Consider the following 17,552-nt stretch of genomic DNA (forward strand, 5'->3'; position numbering starts at 1 on the left):
AACGGTGATCAGGTGATGAAAAGTAGGTCTCAGGAGTTCTTTCGACCTACTTTTCATCACCTGATCACTACACCACGAAGCCGGGGGCGCGATCGCCGACCGGGACGGCGGGTCAGCTGCCGGTGAGGGCGCGCAGCAGCGTACGGACGGCGGCGCTCAGGTCGGCACGGCTGGCCGCGCCTCCGGGCTGCGGGGCACTGAGCGCGCCCGCGCCGACCAACCGGTCGAAGAGCAGGCCGTCCACGAACGCGACGAACTGGTCGCCCTGCCGATCGGGGTCGGCGGCCCCGGCCCGGGTGAGCAGGTCCCGGGCCTGCACCCGCAGACCGGTGCCGTGTTGCAGGATGCCGCGCAGCTCGGGCCGGTGCACCGCCTCCAGCAGGCAGGCGTAGCGGGCCAGGGCCCGGCTGCGCCCGGTGGTCAACCAGCGGTCGAGCACCTCGGCGACACCGGCGGCGAGGTCGTCGAGGTCGTTTCCGTCGAGGCGGGGGGCGGCCGTCGGGGGCGGCGGGCCGGTCGGTAGGTCGTGCCGCGCCAGGTCGGCCCGGTCCCGTTCGGCGAGCCGACCCACCACCGCCTCGATCAGCGCCTGTCGGGTGCGCAGGTACGCGGAGGTGGTGCCGGGCGGCATCCCGGCGCGGCCGTCGACCGCACGGTGGGTCAGCGCCCGCATGCCACCCTCGGCGATCAACTCGATGGCCGCGTCGGTGAGCGTCGCGATCCGGTTCGCCCGCGCCGTCATGGCACTCCTTCTTCTCGGGGTCCGCAGGTAGTATCGCTCTTCTACAGATGTAGAAGGGTGGTCGACATGAACGACTCACACGCGGTCGTGGTGGGCGGCGGAATCGGCGGGTTGAGCGCGGCGCTCGCCCTGCACCGGCGCGGGTGGCGGGTCACCGTCCTGGAGCGCGCCGCCGAGCTGCGCGAGGTCGGTGCCGGCCTGAGCCTGATGGCCAACGCGGTGCGCGGACTGGACGCCCTCGGCCTCGGCCCGGCCCTGCGCCGGGGTGGCCACGGCGAGGCGCCCGGCGGCATCCGCGACCGGCACGGGCGGTGGCTGTCCCGGGTGGACGCCGCGGAGATGATCCGGCAGCTCGGCACCACGGCGCTCGGCGTGCACCGGGCCACGCTGCACCGCACCCTGCGCGAGGCCCTGCCGGCCTCCTGGCTGCACACCGACGCCAAGGTGGAACACGTCGAGTCCGGCCCGGACCACGCCGAGGTGCGCTACCAGCGGCCCGACGGCCCGCACACCCTCGAAGCCGACCTGGTGGTCGGTGCCGACGGCCTGCGCAGCCGGGTCCGCGCCCAGCTCTGGCCGCGACACCCCGGCCCGGTGTACGCCGGCTCGACGACGTGGCGGGCGGCCATCGCGTTCCCGCACCCGATCCCGGCCGCCATCACCTGGGGACCGGGAGCCGAGTTCGGCATGGTGCCGATCGGCGACGGCCAGCTCTACTGGTACGGCGCACTGAACGCCCCGCCCGGCGGCCGCGCCCCCGACGAGTTGGCGATCCTGCGGGAGCACTTCGGTGACTGGCACGCCCCCATCCCGGCGCTTCTCGCGGCGACCCCACCCGACGTCGTCCTGCGCAACGACATCCACCACCTGCCCGTCCCGCTGCCCTCGTACGTGTGCGGACGGGTGGCGCTGCTCGGCGACGCCGCCCACCCGATGACGCCCAACCTCGGGCAGGGCGCCGGGCAGGCGATCGAGGACGCGGTGGTGCTCGGCGCGGTCTGCGCCGACGGCGCCGGCGGGGTGCCCGCCGCCCTGGCCGCGTACGACAGGCAGCGTCGAGGGCGCAGTCAGTCCGTCGCCCGGGCCTCCCACGTCGCCGGGCGGCTCGGACAGCAGCTGCACAACCCGATCGCCTTCGCGGCGCGCAACACCGCGTTGCGGATCACCCCGGCCCGGGTCATGCTGCGGAGCATGGCCCGGTACGCGGACTGGCGCCCCCCGGCCGACTCGGCCAGCTCGGTGGGCTAGGCCGGCCCGGCCAGCTCGGTGGGCTAGGCCGGCTCCGCCAGCTCGGCCGGCCCGGTGGGCTCGGTGGGCGGGCGGCCGGTGAACGCCGCGGTGTGGTCGGGCGCGGCGAGGAAGCGGGTCAGCACCTCCTGGGTGCCCGGCGTCCAGGGGCGACCGTTGAGCACCTCGTCGCCGGGCACGAAGACCATCGCCGCGCCCTCACCGAGCACCACGTCCTCCTGTCGGGCCCGGGTGCGGCCGAGGAAGTAGTGCATCTCCCGGTCCAGCTCGGGTCGCGGCTGCACGGTGATCAGGCGCAGCGGCCCGTCGGCGCGCAGGCCGGTCTCCTCCCACAGCTCCCGTTCGGCGGTCTGCTCCGGCGTCTCCCCCGCCTCCGCGTGGCCGCCGGGCAGCCCCCACACGTCGGGGTGGTACATCGCGTCGGCGTCGCGGAGTTGCAGCAGCAGCCGCCCCTCGGGATCCACCAGCAGCACACACGCGACGACGATCACCGGCTCAGCTTAGGCGGGCGTGCCGCCCCGGTACGCCCGCTCCCCCAGCGCCACCAGTCGCGCGCGGTCGGCGGCGTCCCCGAGCAGGCCGCGCAGCCCGGCGGCGTAGGCGGTCGCGGCGTCCACCCCGAGCCGGGCGGCGAACGCGTACTCGTCGGCCAGGGTGATGTCGAAGATGGCCGGGTCGTCGGTGGACACCGAGCAGGCGACCCCGGCGTCGGTCAGCACGGTCAACGGGTGCGGGAGGTCTGCTCGGGCCACGCCGAGGCGCAGGTTGGAGGTGGGCGTCACGTCCAACACGACGCCCCGCCCGGCCAACTCGGCGACCAACTCCGGATCCTGCACGGCCCGCACCCCGTGCCGGATCCGGACCGCGCCCATCGCCAGCACCTCGCGGACCGCCTCCGGCCCGGCCGCCTCGCCGGCGTGCGGCACGAACGGCAGGCCGCCGTCGCGGGCCAGCTCCACCATCCGGGTGTACGGCGTGGTCGGGTGCCGCCCCTCGGCACCGGACAGCCCGAAACCGACCACGCCCCGCCCGGCGAACCGGGTGGCGACCCGGGCCGCGCCCTCGGTGAAGTCGACGTCGTGACCCCGGCAGACCTGCGGGGTCAACCCGATCGACACCCCGTACGACTCGCGGGCCTCGGCCGCCGCGTCGACCAGGGCGGCGAGCACGTCCGCCCAGCCGGGCAACCCGATCCGCTCCTCGGCGTCCACGATCGGTTCCAGGTGGACGGCGCCGTCGTGGGCGGCTTCCGCGGCGTAGGCCAGCAACGCCCGCTGGTAGTCCCGCGGTGTCCGCAGCACGGCCGTCATCGCGTTCCAGGTGGCGATGAAGTCGTACAGGTCGTCGAAACGGCCAGGTGTCTCGGCCGGCACCGGGAGGTGATGGCCGCGGGCCAGCGCGGCGAGCAGCGCCGGGCGGACCGTTCCCTCCAGGTGGACGTGCAGTTCGATCTTCGGGGTGTGGCGCTGAGCCGGCGTCATCGTGGTCCTCGGGGGTGGTCGAACAGGTGCGATCCAGCCTGCCGCACCCCGACCCGGGCCGACCACCCCCACACGGGGGATCATCACCGGGAAACTGTTCTTGGCCCCAAAGCTCCAGAGTAGTCAAATGCGCCCCGATTCGCCTCGGTCACATATGACAGCGCGTCGGTACAATCGGCGACTGCGTTGTGACTGATGGCTGACTGCTCGTGGTGAAATGGATCACACACACTGAGCCCATGAACAGGAGCGTCAACCGCGGTAAGGCACTCCGCGTCGCGGTGTGTCTCCTTCTGGTCGCCGCGCTCAGCGGCTGCATGCAACTCAACATGGGGCTCACCGTCAACGCCGACGACACGGTCGATGGGCAGCTCCTGCTGACCGCCGAGAAGTCCCTGCTGACCTCGCGCAACAAGAACATCCCGGTGGCCTTCGCGGAGCTTCGGCAGAACATTCCCGCCCTACCCGCGGGAGAAGAGACCCGTTACGAGGACGACAAACTCTTCGGCTCCCAGATCAGTTATCGAAAAGCGCCGCTGGCAGGCTTCGACACGGAGAGCGTAAAACTGGTCCGGGACGGCGACCTGTACCGTTTCACGTTGCCGCTCGACCCGTCGAAATACGGCGGAAAGGTCGCGCAGCAGAATCCGCAGCAACAGCAGGCGTTCCTCAAGCTGATGTCGTTCGAGATCTCGGTGACATTTCCCGGCCGGGTGATCGACAGCAATGGCACCGTCAACGGCCGGTCGGTCAGCTGGAAGGTCAACTCCAACCAGGACAAGCCGACCGAGCTGCGTGCCGTCGCCGAGGCGCCACCTCGACCGTCCGCCTCGCCGGCCGCCGCCGGTGACGACGACGGCGGAATCGGCTGGCCGCTGATCGTCGGCGGCGTACTCCTGCTCCTGTTGGTGCTCGCCGCGGTGGGCGTACTCCTGCTGCGACGCCGGCACCCCACGGCGCCGGCCGCCCCCGGCCCGACCGTGCCCGGTCCGACACCGCCGGGGCCGCCCGCCGGCGCCCCGGGGCCCGGTTGATCCACCCGGTGGCCGGCTGAGCCGGCCACGCCCGGCCCCGGCCGCCCCCAGCGACGACGGCGACCGGCCCCGGTGCTCCCCCGAGGGAGCACCGCACCTCCACCACATCCCGGTCGCACCATCGCAGAAAAGGGGGATCGCCATGAACGATCTCTTCACCTGGGCCGCCCTGGGCACCATCGCCGGCGCGAGCGCCGCCACCCTGCTGGCCACCAACGTCATCGGCGGGCTGATCGGCCCGAGCGGCGACAAACTCCGCAAGTGGATCGCCATCGCCATCGCGCTGCTGCTGTCCTACCTGACCGCGGCGTTCGCCGACGAGGCCGGCGGTGAGAAGTGGGTCATCGCGTTCTTCAACGCGCTCGTCATCTTCTCCGCCGCGCTCGGCGTCAACCAGTTCCCGCCCGGCAACCGGCAGGCGACACCCACCCAGGTCGCGAGCGGTCGCGAGCCCCGAGTCTTCCGTTCCTGGGTCTGAGGGGGGGTGACGTCATGGTCTTCGGAGTTCTCAGCGCGGCGGTCCAGGTCATCCTCGGCGCCCTGTTCGGCTTCCTCGCCGGCGGCCCGATCGGGCTCGTGGTCGGCACCGTCGTGGGCCTGCTGGTCGGCGCGATCTTCGGCTGGGCGGTGGCCTCCGCCGGGGTGTACGCCCCGGACGCCCGCGGCATCTTCCTCTTCGTCGTCGACCACACCTGGAGTCTGCTCAACACCGTCGTCGGCGCCATCTACCTGACCGTGCACCTGGTCTTCGGGCACTCGCTGGACCGGCCCACCTCGGCCGGCAGCGGCCGGGTCAGCGTGGTGCAGGGGGTCTCGCCCCGCTACGCCACCACCATCGGCACCGTCTGCGCCGGCTCCAGCTCGGGCATCCAACGGCACGAGGACGTCCACATCTTCCAGGGCCGCCTGCTCGGGCCGCTCTACATCCCGCTGGTGCTGGCGAACTACGTCCTGTTCACCATCGCCCCGGTGTGGCTGCTCTACCACGACCACACCAACGCCCCGATCAACCGGTTCACCAGGTACTTCGAGATCGGCGTCTACCCGCACGTGTGGAACGAGGCCATCGCGTACCGGATCCAGGGGACGCCGCCGCGATGAGCACCGACGGGCGCGGGCCGATCGAGACGGCCACCGCCGAGCTGGCCGCCTGGCTGACCAGCTCGGCGGGGCAACCCGTCCCGATCGGCCCGCCCCGCCCGTTCGACGACGCCGACGGGCTGACCCTCTGGCCGTTGGAGTTGCGTCCGGCCCGGCAGACCCGCTCCAGCGGCGCGGTCCGCGAGCCGTACCGGTTCACGGTCCGTTTCCTGCTCTGCGTGACCGGGCCGGGCGGGTTGCCCCGGCTGGACCGGGTGCTCACCGCCACGACCACCGACGGCACCTACGCGGTCGTCCTGGAGGCGGGTGACCCACCACTCTGGACGGCGTTCGACACGGCACCCCGACCGGCGCTGCTGATCGACGTGGCCGCGCAGGTGGACCACCCGACCCCGGCCGCGCCGCCGGTGCTACGACCGCTGCGGCTGCGGCAACTCGAGGTGCGGACCCTCGCCGGCCGGGTGGTCGGTCCCGAGGACCAACCACTGGCCGCGATGCGGGTCGAGCTTCCCGGCACCGGATCCGCCACCCGCACCGACCCACAGGGCCGGTTCCGGATCGTCGGCGTCCCGCACGACCCCGAACACCCGAGCCCGGTCCGGTTGCGGCTGACCGGGCGCGGGCTCGTCCTCACCGCCGACGTCGACGCGGACGAGGACGACATCGTCATCGTCTGCGCGCCACCGACCCACTGACGCCCACCCGCACAGGAGGACCGATGCCCAGCTACTTCTCCCCCGGCATCTATGTCGAGGAGGTCCCGAGCGGCGCCCGACCGATCGGCCCGGCGAGCACCAGCATCGCCGCCTTCGTCGGCCTCGCCCCGGACCGCGACGCCCACCTGGGCAGGGCGGTGCCGGTCAACAACTGGACGGAGTTCCTGCGACTCTTCGCCGCCGGGGAACGGGTGGAGAGCACGCCGCTGGCGCGGGCGGTCTTCGGCTTCCTGGACAACGGGGGCGCCCGCTGCTGGGTGGTCAACGTCGGCGCGGGCGGCGCGATCACCGGCACCGGACAACGCCGCGGTGGCCTGCAACTGCTGGAGGCCATCGACGAGATCTCCATCATCGCCGCGCCCGGTTTCCACGACGTGGTGTCGCACGAGGCGCTGCTGAGCATGGCCGAGCGCACCCGCACCATGGTCGCGATCTGCGACCCGGCACCGGACATCGACGACATCTCCGCGTTGACCCGGGTCGCCACCCCGTCCTCCGGCAAACCCCCCAAACCCGCCGAGGGTACGGCCGGCGGCTCGGCCGGCCCCGGCGGTGGCTCGGGCGGTGCCGGCGGTGGCTCGGGCGGTGCCGGCGGTGGCTCGGGCGGTGCCGGCGGTGGCTCGGGCGGTGGCTCGGGCGGTGGCTCGGGCGGTGGCTCGGGCGGCGGCTCGGCGCAGCCGGGCGGCTCCGGTGGGCACGAGGGTGCCGCGTACCGACCCCGGCAGTCCGAGTTCGGGGCCTTCTACTACCCCTGGCTGCGGGTCCGCGACCCGATCAGCGGCGAGTTGGAACTGACCCCGCCGAGCGGGCACCTGGCCGGCATCTGGGCCCGCACCGACGCCCTGCGCGGCGTGCACAAGGCACCGGCCAACGAGCCCGTACGGGGTGCCGTCGACCTGGCCTACCTGGTCACCCGACCGGAGCACGACGTGCTCAACCCCAAGGGCGTCAACGTGATCCGCTACTTCGCCGGCGAGGGCATCCGCGTCTGGGGCGCCCGTACGCTCGCCGCCGAGGCCAGCGAGTGGCGCTACCTCAACGTCCGGCGACTCAGCATCGCCATCGAACAGGCCATCGCCAACGGCACCCGGTGGATGGTCTTCGAACCCAACGACTTCACCCTCTGGCGCTCGATCCGGCGCGACATCGGGGCGTTCCTCACCCGGGTGTGGCGCGACGGCGCACTGCTCGGGCGCAGCCCGGAGGAGGCGTTCTTCGTCAAGTGCGACGAGGAGACCAACCCGGTCGACGTCCGCGACGCGGGCATGGTGATCGCCCACATCGGCATCGCCGTCGTCAAGCCCGCCGAGTTCGTGGTGTTCAAGCTGAGCCAGTGGGCCGGCGGCACCGAGACCGAGACGATCGGAGGCTGACATGCCCACCACAGCCACCCCGCAGCCCGGCGCGCCGGCCGACCCGTACCGGGCGTACCACTTCCGGCTGCTCATCAACGGCGTCACCAACGGCCACTTCACCGAGATGACCGGGCTGGAGGTGAACATCCCCGGCCAGCCGTACCGGGAGCACGGCCTGGGCCGGATGCGGATGGTGCCCGGCCAGGCCGAGTACGAGCCGGTGACGCTGCACTTCGGCCTCACTGCCTCCCGCGAGTTGTGGGACTGGGTGAACGCCACCGCGCAGGGCACCCTCAACCGCCGCAACGTCTCCGTGGTGCTGCTCGACTCGGTCGGCACCGCCGAGGTGCTGCGGTGGAACCTGATCGACGCCTGGCCCACCCGGTGGCGCGGCGCGCACCTCAACACCCTCAGCCACGAGATCGCCATCGCCGCGTTGACCCTGCGCTACGAGAGTCTGGAGTTGGAGACCGGCGGTGCCACCGCGCCGACACCCGCGTAACTGGCTGGCCGGCCGGCTACGCGCGGCGGCCGGAGCGGCGCAGCGCCTCGCCGGGCGGGTCGAACCCGCCGAGGACCGTGCGCCCGCCGGGCACTGGGCGCCCGCCGCGGACCGGGTGCCGCAGCCATCGCCGGAGACGCCCGCGGCTTCACCGCGCCGCTTCGGGGAACCACCACAGCACTGGCTGGACCTGGTCGCCGCCCACGCGCCCGGCCTGCTGCACGACCTGGACCTCGATCGGCCCGCTGCCGCACCGACGGAGGGGCGCGATGACCCGACCGGCGGCTTCGGCTCCGACTCGGGCTTCGGCCTCGGCTCGGGCTCCGGCTCCGACTCGGGCTTCGGCTCCGGCTCCGGCTCCGGCTCGGGCTCGGGCTCGGGCTCGGGCTCGGGCTCGGGCTTCGGCGATCGAGTCGATAGCGGCGGACCGGACCGGTGGACCGCGGTGACGCAACCACCTCGGGCCGCCGGGGAGGATGCCTGGTTGCCTGATGACCCGGTGGGTCGTCGTGCCCCTGGCATGGTGGGCCGTCATGCGCGCGGCACGGGTGGTGGGCACGGCACGGGTGGTGGGCACGGCCGCGGAGCCAGCGTGAGCGGCCCGGACCCGGACGCGCACTCCTACCGGCGTGACCGCCCGGCGTTTGCCAGAGCGGGCACGGTGGGTGACGGCACGGTCGGGCACGACGGCACGGTGGACGTGGCGTACGGCGTCGACGGGCCGGAGGCGGTGAGGGGGGTGGGAAGGCCGGACGGGTCGCGCTCGACGGGCGCGACCGGAAGGTCGACGTACGCGTCGATGGCAGACGACAGGTCCGGTGGCCCACGGATGGGTGGCACCAGCCCCCGGGGCGGCAACGATGCCTCCGCCGTCGCGGTGTTCGCCAACACGCCCCTCGCACCGGGTGCGGGCCGACGTTCGCCGGGCCGGCTGCTTGACGCTTGGCGCCTGCGCGCAGCCCGACGGGGCGCGGCGACAGGACCGGCGCCGGACGACTTTCCGGCCACCGACACGAAGGAGCGGCCCCGACTCGGAGAGCCAACCACCTCGGCCAATTCTCGCCTCCGCACCTCCCCTGCCGAGATCTTGGAAGATTTCGGCCCCTCCAAGGGCACTTTCCTTCCAAGGTCTACAACCGACTCCGCCGATGTCGGCGGGGCGAGGCCGGACCGTGCGGCAGCTCGGGACGGGCGATCAGCCGCCGGCGGGACGGCAGCCAGCGGTGGGGCGGCGGCTGGCGGCGGTCACTGGCCGGCCCTGCCAGACGAGCGGGCACGGTCGGGGCAGCAGGTTGGCGAGCGGGTTGGGCAGCACGCCGCACCCCGCACCGGTCCGGGCGTGGGTGTGCCCTGGATCGGTTCGACGCACCGCGATCAGGGCGGCGGCCGAGGGCCGGACGGCGCGGCGTACCAGGCCGACGCGACGGCGTTCGACAGGTGGCCGGCGCTGCCCGACGACACCACACTGTGGTCGGTTGCCGGTGCGGCGCTGGACACTGCCCAGTTGACCCGGCTGGATCGGGAACAGGCGGGTGGCTGATGGAACGTGTCGCCTTCCTCATCGACTCCTCCGGTGAACGTGTCGACTGCCTGCTGAATCCGGAGACGGTGCAGGTGACCCGGCTCGCCGGCGTACGCCATCGGGGTGTCGCCGGTGGGCAGCTCTCCGGGGCCGGGCTGGCCGACGATCCGTTGGTCTTCACCGGCGGCGGCCGGACCGAGCTGGTGCTCGACCTGCTCTTCGACGTCGACTTCGTCCAGACGCAGGTTCGGCCGGCCGACGTGCGGGTCCTCACCCGTCCGCTGTGGATGCTCGCGGAGAACTCGACAGCCGAGCATGGGTGGCTGCGCCCGCCGCTGGTCCGGTTGGTGTGGGGAAAGACCTGGAACGTGCCCGGTGTGATCGTCGCGGTGGCGGAACGGTTCGACGCGTTCACCGGCACCGGCTCGCCCCGGCGTTCCTGGCTGCGGCTGAAGCTGGTCCGCGCCGCCGAGACCGCCGACCAGGCCGAGGCCGGCTTCGCCGAGGAGTTGGCCGCCGCGAACACCCCGACCGCCGCGCCGGGCAGCGCGGTGATCGCGGCCGGTGACGGCGCGGCCGAGCCAGGTCGTTCCGGTGTGCGGTTCGACCTGCTGGCCAACGACGCCCTCGGTTCGCCGCTGCGCTGGCGTCTGCTGGCCGAACACAACCGGATCACCGACCCCCTCGCCGTGCCGGCCGGCACCACCCTCGCCGTGCCACCACCCGGTGCGCCAAGCGGCGGCGGATCGGTGGTGGACGCGGTGACCGGAGTCGCGCGGGCGCTGGCCGGCGCGGTGGGTGCCGGCGCATCGTTCGTCGGGGCCTCAATCGCCACCGCGCCCGCCGCCTGGGGCCCGTCGGGCCCCACCGCCACCAGCACCAACCCCGGGGGTACGCCGTGACGAGCGTCGCGCCCCCGGCGTTGGTCGTCCTGCTCGACGGCGTCGAGCTGGCCGGCGCGGCCCGTCAGCGGGTCCGCTCGCTGCGGGTGGCGGCGCGGCTCGACCAGCCCACGCAGGCGGAGTTGGTGCTCGCCACCGCCGCCGGTGTCGGTGCGTTCGACCCGGCGGTGCGCCTCGGGACGACCCTCGACGTACGGCTGGCCGATCATGCCGACGCCCTGTTCGGCGGGGAGGTCACCGCCGTGGAGGTGGAGTACGCCGGTGACGGGGCGGCGGTGCTGCGGCTGCGGGCGTACGACCGGTTGCACCGGTTGCGCAAGCGGCAGGGGTTGCGGGTCTTCACCTCGGTGACCGCCGTCGAGCTGGCCCGGGAGCTGTGCGGTGCGGTGGGGCTGGAGGTGAGCGCGGAGGTCGACGGGCCACGGTTGGAGCGGCTGTCGCAGCACCGGCACAGCGATCTGGAGCTGCTGCGTGAGGTGGCCGGCCGGGCTGGGCTGCACCTGGCCGCCGACGGCGACGGGGTCCGGCTGGTCACTCTCGCGGGCTACGGGGAGCCGGTCGCGCTGACCCTCGGCGCGGACGTGCACACCCTGCGCCTGTCCACGAACGCCGACCAGGCCAGCGGTGCCAGCGCGGCGTTGGGTTGGCACCCGCAGCGGGCCGAGGTGATCAGCCAGCGGGTCGACGAGGCGCGCTGTGGCCGGCCGGCGTTCGACCGACCGGACCCGGCCGACGTGGGCGCCGACGGGGTCCGCACCGCCGTGGACCAACCGGGTCGCAGCGACGACGAGTTGGCGGCGCTGGCCCAGGCGCGGCTGGACACCCGGGCGGCCACCCTGGTCACCGCCGAGGGGGTGGCCGAGGGTGATCCGGCACTGCGGCCGGGCCGACGGATCGACCTGAGCGGGGTGCCCGAGCCGGTCGCCGGGGCGTACGTGCTGACCGAGGTGGTGCACACCGTCGACGGCAACGGGCACCTGACGCGGTTCTCCACGGTGCCGCCGGCCACCCCGGCGGCCCCGCCCGGCGCGGCGGTGGTCACCCTCGGCACCGTCACCGACGTCGCCGACCCGGACGGATTGGGCCGGGTCCGGCTGACCCTGCCGGCCTACGGGGATCTGGACGCCGGCTGGCTCGCCGTGCTCTGCCCCGGTGCCGGGCGGGGCAAGGGTCTGGTGGCGTTGCCGGATCCGGACGACACCGTGCTGGTGGTGCTGCCCGGTGGCGAGCCGGCCGCGGGCATCGTGCTCGGTTCGCTGTTCGGCACCGTCGAGCCGTACGACACGGGTGTGGACGACGGGAAGGCCCGCCGCTGGACGCTGCGCACCGCCGGCGGGCAGTCGATAGTCGTCGACGACGTGCGGCGCAGTCTGCGGCTGGCCACCGAGGGTGGCAGCTTCCTGGAACTGACCCCGGACCTGGCCACCCTGCACGCGGCGTCCGATCTGGTGATCTCCGCACCCGGCCGGGCCATGGTGGTCCGCGCCCGCAGCGTGGACTTCCTGCGAGCCGAGTCCACCGAGGATCCGACGACCGCGGCGCGGCAGGCCCGCTCGCTGGCCCGCGCCCACCACGAAGGAGGCGGCTGATGCGCTGGATCCACCGTGACTCCGTGATCACCTGCGATCACGACGGCCGGGTCGAGAACCGACCCTCGCAGCAGTGGGTGACCGTCACCGGTGTGCCCGTGCTGGTGGACGACGACCCGGAGGGACGCACGATCGTCGCCTGCCCGAACTACGGCCCGACCGTGAAGCCGTGCACGAGGACGGAGAGCCTCCGCGTCGGCTACAGCGACTGGCTGCGGGTCGACGGGCACCGGGTGGTGCTCGACAACCTGAAGGGGTTCACCAACGGCACCCCGCCCAACGCGGTAGACCACGTCGTGCGCGACCCGCGCCAGCGCCTCGTGGGGGCGGACCGGTGAGGGCCTTCCGGTTCGTCGGCGCCGGCTTCGACGCCGGCCGGGGCGGCGGTCTGGCGCTCACCGCGGCCGGCGGCCTGGCGATGACCGAGGGCGACGAGAGCGTACGGCAGGCGCTGTTCCTGCTCCTGTCGACGACGCCGGGCGAGCGGTTGATGCGACCCGGGTACGGCTCCCGGCTGCACCGGCTCGTCTTCGCGCCCAACGACGACACCACGGCCGGGCTGGCCATCCACTACGTCCGACAGGCCATCGCCCGGTGGGAGCCGCGGGTCGAGGTGATCGACGTGGATGCCGGGCCGGACCCGGACGACGCGTGGCGACTGGTGATCCGGTTGGACTACCGGGTGCGGGCCAGCCTGACCCCCGGGCAACTGGTGTTCTCCGTGGACCTGCTCCCGGTCGACGAACCCGCGCAGGGAGGACCCTCATGACGCTGCCCGTGCCGCACCTGGACGATCGCGGGTTCCTCGACCTCGTCACCGAGGCCCGGGAACGTATCCGGCAGTCCTGCCCGGCGTGGACCGACCTGTCGGCGCACGACCCCGGGATGGCCCTGGTGGAGGCGTTCGCGCACCTGACCGAGGTGATGATCTACCGGCTGAACCAGTTGCCGGACAAGGCGTACGTCTCGTTTCTGAACCTGCTCGGGGTCGCCCGGCACGCACCCACCGCGGCCTGGGCGGACGTCCGGTTCACCCGCAGCGGCACCGACCGCGCCGCGGTCCGGATCCCGGCCGGCCTGCGGGTCGCGGCGGCGCGCGGCGCGGACCCCCGGCCGGTCGTGTTCGTCACCACCGAGCCGACCCTGTTGCCCGCCGACGAGGCGTCGGTGACGGTACGGATGCACCACTGCGAACTCATCGACGCGGAGCTGCTCGGTGTGGGCACCGGCCAACCGGGCCAGGTGCTGCGCGCCGCCCACGCCCCGCTGACGCACACCGCCGAGGCGTTGGACCTGCTCCTCGGCGTGGAGGTGCCGCCCGGGACCGTCGAGTTGGGCGCGGCCGCCCGCGAGCACGACGGCCGCACGTTCGAGATCTGGCGACCGGTGGACAGCTTCGCCGGGCTCGGCCCGCAGGCCAAGGCGTACCTGGTGGACCGCTGCTCGGGCACCGTCACCTTCGCCCCGGCCCTGGACCTGCGACCGCCGGCAACGGCCAGCGACACGGCGCCGGCACCGCCCTCCGTCCCGGTGACCGTGGCGGCGGTGCCGCCGGCCGGGCGGCAGGTCCGGCTCTGGTACCGGGCCGGCGGTGGGCCCACCGGCAACGTGGCGGCGGGCACGCTGACCAGCCTGCGCGACCCACTGCCCGGGGTACGCGTCGACAACCCCGCGCCGGCGGCCGGCGGCCGGGAGATGGAGGCGTTGGAGTCGGTGCTGCTGCGCGGCCCGTACGAGTTCTTCGCCCAACAACGGGCGGTCACCGCCCGCGACTTCGAGGTCCTCGCCACCAGTTCCGGCGCGGTGGCGCGGGCCCGGGCGTTCACCCGCGCGGCGGTGTACAGCTTCGCCCGGCCCGGTGAGGTCGAGGTGGTGCTGGTGCCGTACGTGCCGTCGGCGGCCCGCCCCGGTGGCCGACTGCCGGTGGCGGTGCTGCGCGAACACGAGGTGCCCGAGGCACGTCGCCGGGTGGAGGCTGACCTGGAGGAACGCCGGATGGTCGGCATCCGGTCCCGGGCCACCTGGGCGCGGTTCAAGGCGGTGTCGGTGCGGGCCCGGGTGGTGGTCCGCCGGGAGGAGGACGCCGACGCGGTGCGCCGCCGAATCCACGACCGGCTGCACCAGACGTTGAGCCCGCTGCCGACGGCGCTGAACCCGACCGGCTGGCCGTTCGGGGAGCCACTGCGGGCGTCCAACGTGTACCGACTGTTGGAGCAGGCCGAGCCGGGGGTGCGCTACGTCGAGTCGGTGCGGTTCGTGGTCGACGAGGCCCCCGACGCCGAGGTACGCGCCCTCGCCGTCGACCAGTACCAGCCGCGTACCTGGTACGCCGGGCGCGGCCCGGTGCTGTTCCGCTCCAGCAACGGCGGCGCGGGGTGGGAGCCGGCCGGCCGGTTCGACGACGAGACGGTGTTGCGGGTGGCGCCCGCGCCGGCGCCGGTGCGCCCGGGCATCGTCGCGCGCCCCGGTTCGGTGGCCGTGGTGACGCTGCGGTCCTCCGGCGGCTCCCGGGTGCACCTGAGCACCGACCTGGGCGAGACCTGGTCGCTGCTGACCGACCTGGACGCGCGGATCTCCGACGTGGCCTGGCTGGACCGCGACGGCGCGGGCGCGCTGCTGGTGGCCACCGACACCGGCCTGTACGAGGTGTCACTGCTGCCCGGGGCGGTGCCGTTGCAGATCCTGGTCGACCCGACCGACGCCGACCGGGGGTTCTACGCGGTGCGCGCGTTCGTCTCGGAGCGGGGTGCGCCGGGGGTGGCGGTGGCCGCGCAGGCCAGCTTCGGGGTGTACCTGTCGACCGCCGGCGGCCGACCGGGCAGCTTCGCGCACGTCGGTCTGGCCAACGTGGACAACCGGGTGCTCGCCGTGCAGTACGACGGCCCGGCGACGCTGCTGTGGAGCGGTGCCGGCGAGCCGGACCCGAAGAAGCCCGGGCAGGGTTGCCACCGCACCCGGTTGTTCGAGTCCGACGTGAAGTGGCAGCCGGTGCAGACCGGCTGGGTCGGCGGCACCTGCCGTGACCTGGCGTTCGCCGGCCAGCTCGCGGTGGCGGCGACGCAGAGCGGCGGGGTGCTGCGGTTGGACACCCTGGGCGCGCAGCCGCAGTGGCAGTCGGTGTCGGTCAACTGCGGGTTGCCGCTGCGGGACCGGACCCGGTTCGTGCCTGTCGACGCCGTCGCGGTGAGCGGTCCGACCGCCGGCGGTGCGGCCGGCGGCTCCGGCGTGACGGGCACGGGCGGCGGCACGACGGGCACGGCCGGCGGGGGTACGGCCGGCGGCTCCGGCGCGGCGGAGCGGCTGATCCTGGCCGGCGGCGAACGCGGTGTGCACCGCAGCGCCACCGCCGTGGACTGGACGCCCAGCGCCAACCAGGCCACCGCCGACGTGGTGACCGTTCCGGACACCTGGCTGCTCTGCTCCGGCGAGCACGACATAGAGGTGGTGCGCCAGGATGCGACGTTCGGCGATTGAACGGCTGCTGCCCGCCGCCTACCAGCGGGCCTGCGTGCCCGGCAGCGTGCTCTGGGCACTGCTGGACGTGATGGAGGGGCTGCACGCCCCGGACGAGGCGATCCTCGCCGAGGTGGATGCCCTGTTCGACCCGTACCGGGCGCCGGACGGGCTGGTCGTGCGGTTGACCCGCTGGGTGGCGATGGACCACGTGGTGGCCTCGCCCCGGCCGGACGCGCCCCTGCCGCTGCCGGTGGGCCGGCTGCGCGACCTGGTGGCCAACGCCGCGCTGTTGGCCCGGTGGCGCGGCACCCCGTACGGCATGCGGCGGGCCCTGGAGCTGGCCACCGGGGTGCCGGGCTTCGCGATCGACGAGCCGGCCGAGCAGCCGTTCCACGTCGTGGTGCGGGTCCCGGCTGCCGCCGCCGGCCAACTCGCCGTGCTCACCCGCATCGTCGAGGCGGAGAAACCCGCCTCCACCACCGTCGAGATCGTCCTGGAAGAGGAGTCGTCATGACCACCGAATGGGCGGTCGTCGCCGCCGCCGAGCAGTTCACCCTCGACCCGCGCAACAGCGGCGAGCTGACCTTCACCGTCTCCAACCCGGGCACCGCACCGGACACGGTGGTGTTCGACGTGGCGCCCGGTGACGGCTCCCAGCGGGCGTGGTTCACCGTCGCCGAGCCGCAGCGGGTGGTGCCCGGCCAGGGCTCGGTGTCGTTCCTGGTCACGCTCGCCGTGCCGGCGGGCACGCCACCGCGGCGTTACGACATGACCGGGTTCGCGTACTCGGCGAACACCGCGCCGGAGGAGAGCTCCCGGTCCAGCGGCCGGGTCACGTACGAGGTGCGGGCGGTCGCGCCGCCACGGCGTACCCCCTGGTTGTGGATCGCCGCCGCGGCGGCGTTGGTGCTGGTGGTGGTGGCCGTGGCGGTGGTGTTGCTGACCCGCGACGGCGAGCCGGCCCCCGGCGAGCCGCGGGTGGTCACGGTCGAGGCGGAGAGCCTGGTGGACGGCGCGGTGGTGGTCAAGTCGCCGCCGAACAGCAAGGCGGCCGTGGGGGCGCAGCCCAACTGCTGCGGGGTGACCTGGTCCGACGACAAGCAACTGTTCTTCACGGGGCTGGCCATCGGCGACCGGGTGACGGTGACGGTGCAGATCCCGGCCGACGGCACCTGGCGGTTCGCCACGGCCCGGACCACGGCCCCCGACTACGCCAACACCGTCTTCACCATCGACGGCAACCAGGTCGGCGGCACGTTCCTCGGCTTCACCCCGAAGGTGCAGAAGACGGACTTCCTGGACGTCGGAACGGTCCGGCTGGCCAAGGGGCCGCACCAGGTCACGCTGCTGGTGGTGGGCAAGACACAGGGCACGAGCTCCTACTTCGCCGGGGTGGACACGATCCGGTTCACCGAGGTCGTGGCGCAGGCCGTGGCGCGATGAGTGGTCGGCAGAAGACGCTGCTGGGGTTGCTCGCCGTGCTGCTGGTGGCGCTGTTCGTGGTCGCGGTGGGCGCGGGCCGCGACGACCGGGGTGACCCGGGTGCCCGACACGGGTTGGTCGACCGGTTGGGTGCGCTGGCCGGCGAGCGCGCGGCGGTGGACCCGGCCACCGTCGACGCCGACTGCGCCGACGGGAACGGCCGGTTGACGTTCTCCGGCAGGTGCGTGGTGCGGGTCGCCGACCCGGGTGGGCTGCGCACTCTGGTGCTGCGCAGCGCGGCGCGGTTCACGGTCGTCGCGCCGGCGCCCGGCGACGCCGAGCTCACCATCCGCGACGAGGTCGAGCCGGCGTCCGACGGCACCGGGGCGGTGGCGAAGGTCGCCGTCGACCGGGCCACCGAGGTGGGCCTGACCTGCCCCGGCCTCGGTGGTTGCACGGTCGTCGTGGCCACGTCCTGACCC

The 17,552-nt window shown here is 73.9% G+C and carries 19 protein-coding genes; 16 read left to right on the forward strand and 3 right to left on the reverse strand.

Features of this window, described 5'->3' with window-relative positions; all coding sequences use genetic code 11:
• Window positions 1-112 precede the first annotated feature (112 nt).
• Window positions 113-742 (reverse strand): TetR family transcriptional regulator, encoded by a 630-nt coding sequence (locus AB0B57_RS00055; RefSeq protein WP_357063179.1) that lies wholly within the window; start codon window positions 740-742, stop codon window positions 113-115.
• A gap of 66 nt (window positions 743-808) precedes the next feature.
• Between AB0B57_RS00055 and AB0B57_RS00060 the strand changes: the two genes are divergently transcribed.
• A complete protein-coding gene (locus AB0B57_RS00060; protein ID WP_357063182.1) occupies window positions 809-1,990 on the forward strand; it encodes an FAD-dependent oxidoreductase in 1,182 nt (393 codons plus the stop codon).
• Window positions 1,991-2,013: 23 nt separating this feature from the next.
• On the opposite strand, the gene AB0B57_RS00065 is transcribed toward AB0B57_RS00060, so the two are convergent.
• Together AB0B57_RS00065 and AB0B57_RS00070 are read right to left on the reverse strand one after the other, a co-directional pair.
• On the reverse strand, window positions 2,014-2,481 hold the full coding sequence (locus tag AB0B57_RS00065) for an NUDIX domain-containing protein (protein ID WP_357063185.1): 468 nt from the start codon (window positions 2,479-2,481) through the stop codon (window positions 2,014-2,016).
• 9 nt (window positions 2,482-2,490) lie between these two features.
• Entirely contained in the window at window positions 2,491-3,471 is a 981-nt protein-coding gene (locus AB0B57_RS00070; protein WP_357063188.1) for an adenosine deaminase family protein, read from the reverse strand.
• 239 nt (window positions 3,472-3,710) lie between these two features.
• On the opposite strand from AB0B57_RS00070, the gene AB0B57_RS00075 reads away from it, so the two are divergent.
• The 15 genes from AB0B57_RS00075 to AB0B57_RS00145 all read left to right on the forward strand — a co-directional run bounded on the left by AB0B57_RS00075 (window position 3,711) and on the right by AB0B57_RS00145 (window position 17,549).
• The gene (locus AB0B57_RS00075; RefSeq protein WP_357063190.1) at window positions 3,711-4,505 is read left to right on the forward strand and encodes a DUF3153 domain-containing protein; all 795 of its coding nucleotides are present in this window, start codon (window positions 3,711-3,713) and stop codon (window positions 4,503-4,505) included.
• Between the two features lie 142 nt (window positions 4,506-4,647).
• The gene (locus tag AB0B57_RS00080; RefSeq protein ID WP_357063193.1) at window positions 4,648-4,983 is read left to right on the forward strand and encodes a hypothetical protein; all 336 of its coding nucleotides are present in this window, start codon (window positions 4,648-4,650) and stop codon (window positions 4,981-4,983) included.
• A gap of 14 nt (window positions 4,984-4,997) precedes the next feature.
• Window positions 4,998-5,606 (forward strand): glycine zipper family protein, encoded by a 609-nt coding sequence (locus AB0B57_RS00085; protein WP_357063195.1) that lies wholly within the window; start codon window positions 4,998-5,000, stop codon window positions 5,604-5,606.
• Window positions 5,603-6,301 (forward strand): carboxypeptidase-like regulatory domain-containing protein, encoded by a 699-nt coding sequence (locus AB0B57_RS00090; RefSeq protein WP_357063197.1) that lies wholly within the window; start codon window positions 5,603-5,605, stop codon window positions 6,299-6,301. The genes AB0B57_RS00085 and AB0B57_RS00090 overlap by 4 nt, the downstream gene beginning before the upstream one ends.
• Window positions 6,302-6,324: 23 nt before the next feature.
• Complete coding sequence (locus tag AB0B57_RS00095; protein ID WP_357063200.1) at window positions 6,325-7,695, forward strand: phage tail sheath subtilisin-like domain-containing protein; 1,371 nt, start codon at window positions 6,325-6,327, stop codon at window positions 7,693-7,695.
• A 1-nt stretch (window position 7,696) separates the two neighbouring features.
• Window positions 7,697-8,179: a phage tail protein gene (locus tag AB0B57_RS00100; protein ID WP_357063203.1), complete on the forward strand. Its 483-nt coding sequence runs from the start codon at window positions 7,697-7,699 to the stop codon at window positions 8,177-8,179.
• Window positions 8,154-9,719 carry a hypothetical protein gene (locus tag AB0B57_RS00105; RefSeq protein WP_357063205.1) on the forward strand — a complete coding sequence of 522 codons (1,566 nt, stop codon included), beginning with the start codon at window positions 8,154-8,156 and terminating at the stop codon, window positions 9,717-9,719. The genes AB0B57_RS00100 and AB0B57_RS00105 overlap by 26 nt, the downstream gene beginning before the upstream one ends.
• Window positions 9,719-10,603, forward strand: a complete 885-nt coding sequence (locus AB0B57_RS00110; RefSeq protein ID WP_357063208.1) for a hypothetical protein — start codon at window positions 9,719-9,721, stop codon at window positions 10,601-10,603. Before AB0B57_RS00105 ends, AB0B57_RS00110 begins: the two co-directional genes overlap by 1 nt.
• The gene (locus AB0B57_RS00115; protein WP_357063210.1) at window positions 10,600-12,192 is read left to right on the forward strand and encodes a contractile injection system protein, VgrG/Pvc8 family; all 1,593 of its coding nucleotides are present in this window, start codon (window positions 10,600-10,602) and stop codon (window positions 12,190-12,192) included. The genes AB0B57_RS00110 and AB0B57_RS00115 overlap by 4 nt, the downstream gene beginning before the upstream one ends.
• Entirely contained in the window at window positions 12,192-12,530 is a 339-nt protein-coding gene (locus AB0B57_RS00120; protein WP_357063213.1) for a hypothetical protein, read from the forward strand. Before AB0B57_RS00115 ends, AB0B57_RS00120 begins: the two co-directional genes overlap by 1 nt.
• Window positions 12,527-12,961, forward strand: coding sequence for a GPW/gp25 family protein (locus AB0B57_RS00125; RefSeq protein ID WP_357063215.1), 435 nt, complete (start codon window positions 12,527-12,529; stop codon window positions 12,959-12,961). Before AB0B57_RS00120 ends, AB0B57_RS00125 begins: the two co-directional genes overlap by 4 nt.
• Window positions 12,958-15,666, forward strand: coding sequence for a putative baseplate assembly protein (locus AB0B57_RS00130; protein WP_357063218.1), 2,709 nt, complete (start codon window positions 12,958-12,960; stop codon window positions 15,664-15,666). The genes AB0B57_RS00125 and AB0B57_RS00130 overlap by 4 nt, the downstream gene beginning before the upstream one ends.
• The gene (locus tag AB0B57_RS00135; protein ID WP_357063220.1) at window positions 15,647-16,162 is read left to right on the forward strand and encodes a phage tail protein; all 516 of its coding nucleotides are present in this window, start codon (window positions 15,647-15,649) and stop codon (window positions 16,160-16,162) included. Before AB0B57_RS00130 ends, AB0B57_RS00135 begins: the two co-directional genes overlap by 20 nt.
• Window positions 16,159-17,091 carry a hypothetical protein gene (locus AB0B57_RS00140; protein ID WP_357063223.1) on the forward strand — a complete coding sequence of 311 codons (933 nt, stop codon included), beginning with the start codon at window positions 16,159-16,161 and terminating at the stop codon, window positions 17,089-17,091. The genes AB0B57_RS00135 and AB0B57_RS00140 overlap by 4 nt, the downstream gene beginning before the upstream one ends.
• Entirely contained in the window at window positions 17,088-17,549 is a 462-nt protein-coding gene (locus tag AB0B57_RS00145; RefSeq protein ID WP_357063225.1) for a hypothetical protein, read from the forward strand. The genes AB0B57_RS00140 and AB0B57_RS00145 overlap by 4 nt, the downstream gene beginning before the upstream one ends.
• The last annotated feature ends 3 nt before the right edge of the window (window positions 17,550-17,552 follow it).

This window comes from Micromonospora sp. NPDC049101 (assembly GCF_040648675.1).
In the GTDB taxonomy this organism is placed as follows: domain Bacteria; phylum Actinomycetota; class Actinomycetes; order Mycobacteriales; family Micromonosporaceae; genus Micromonospora.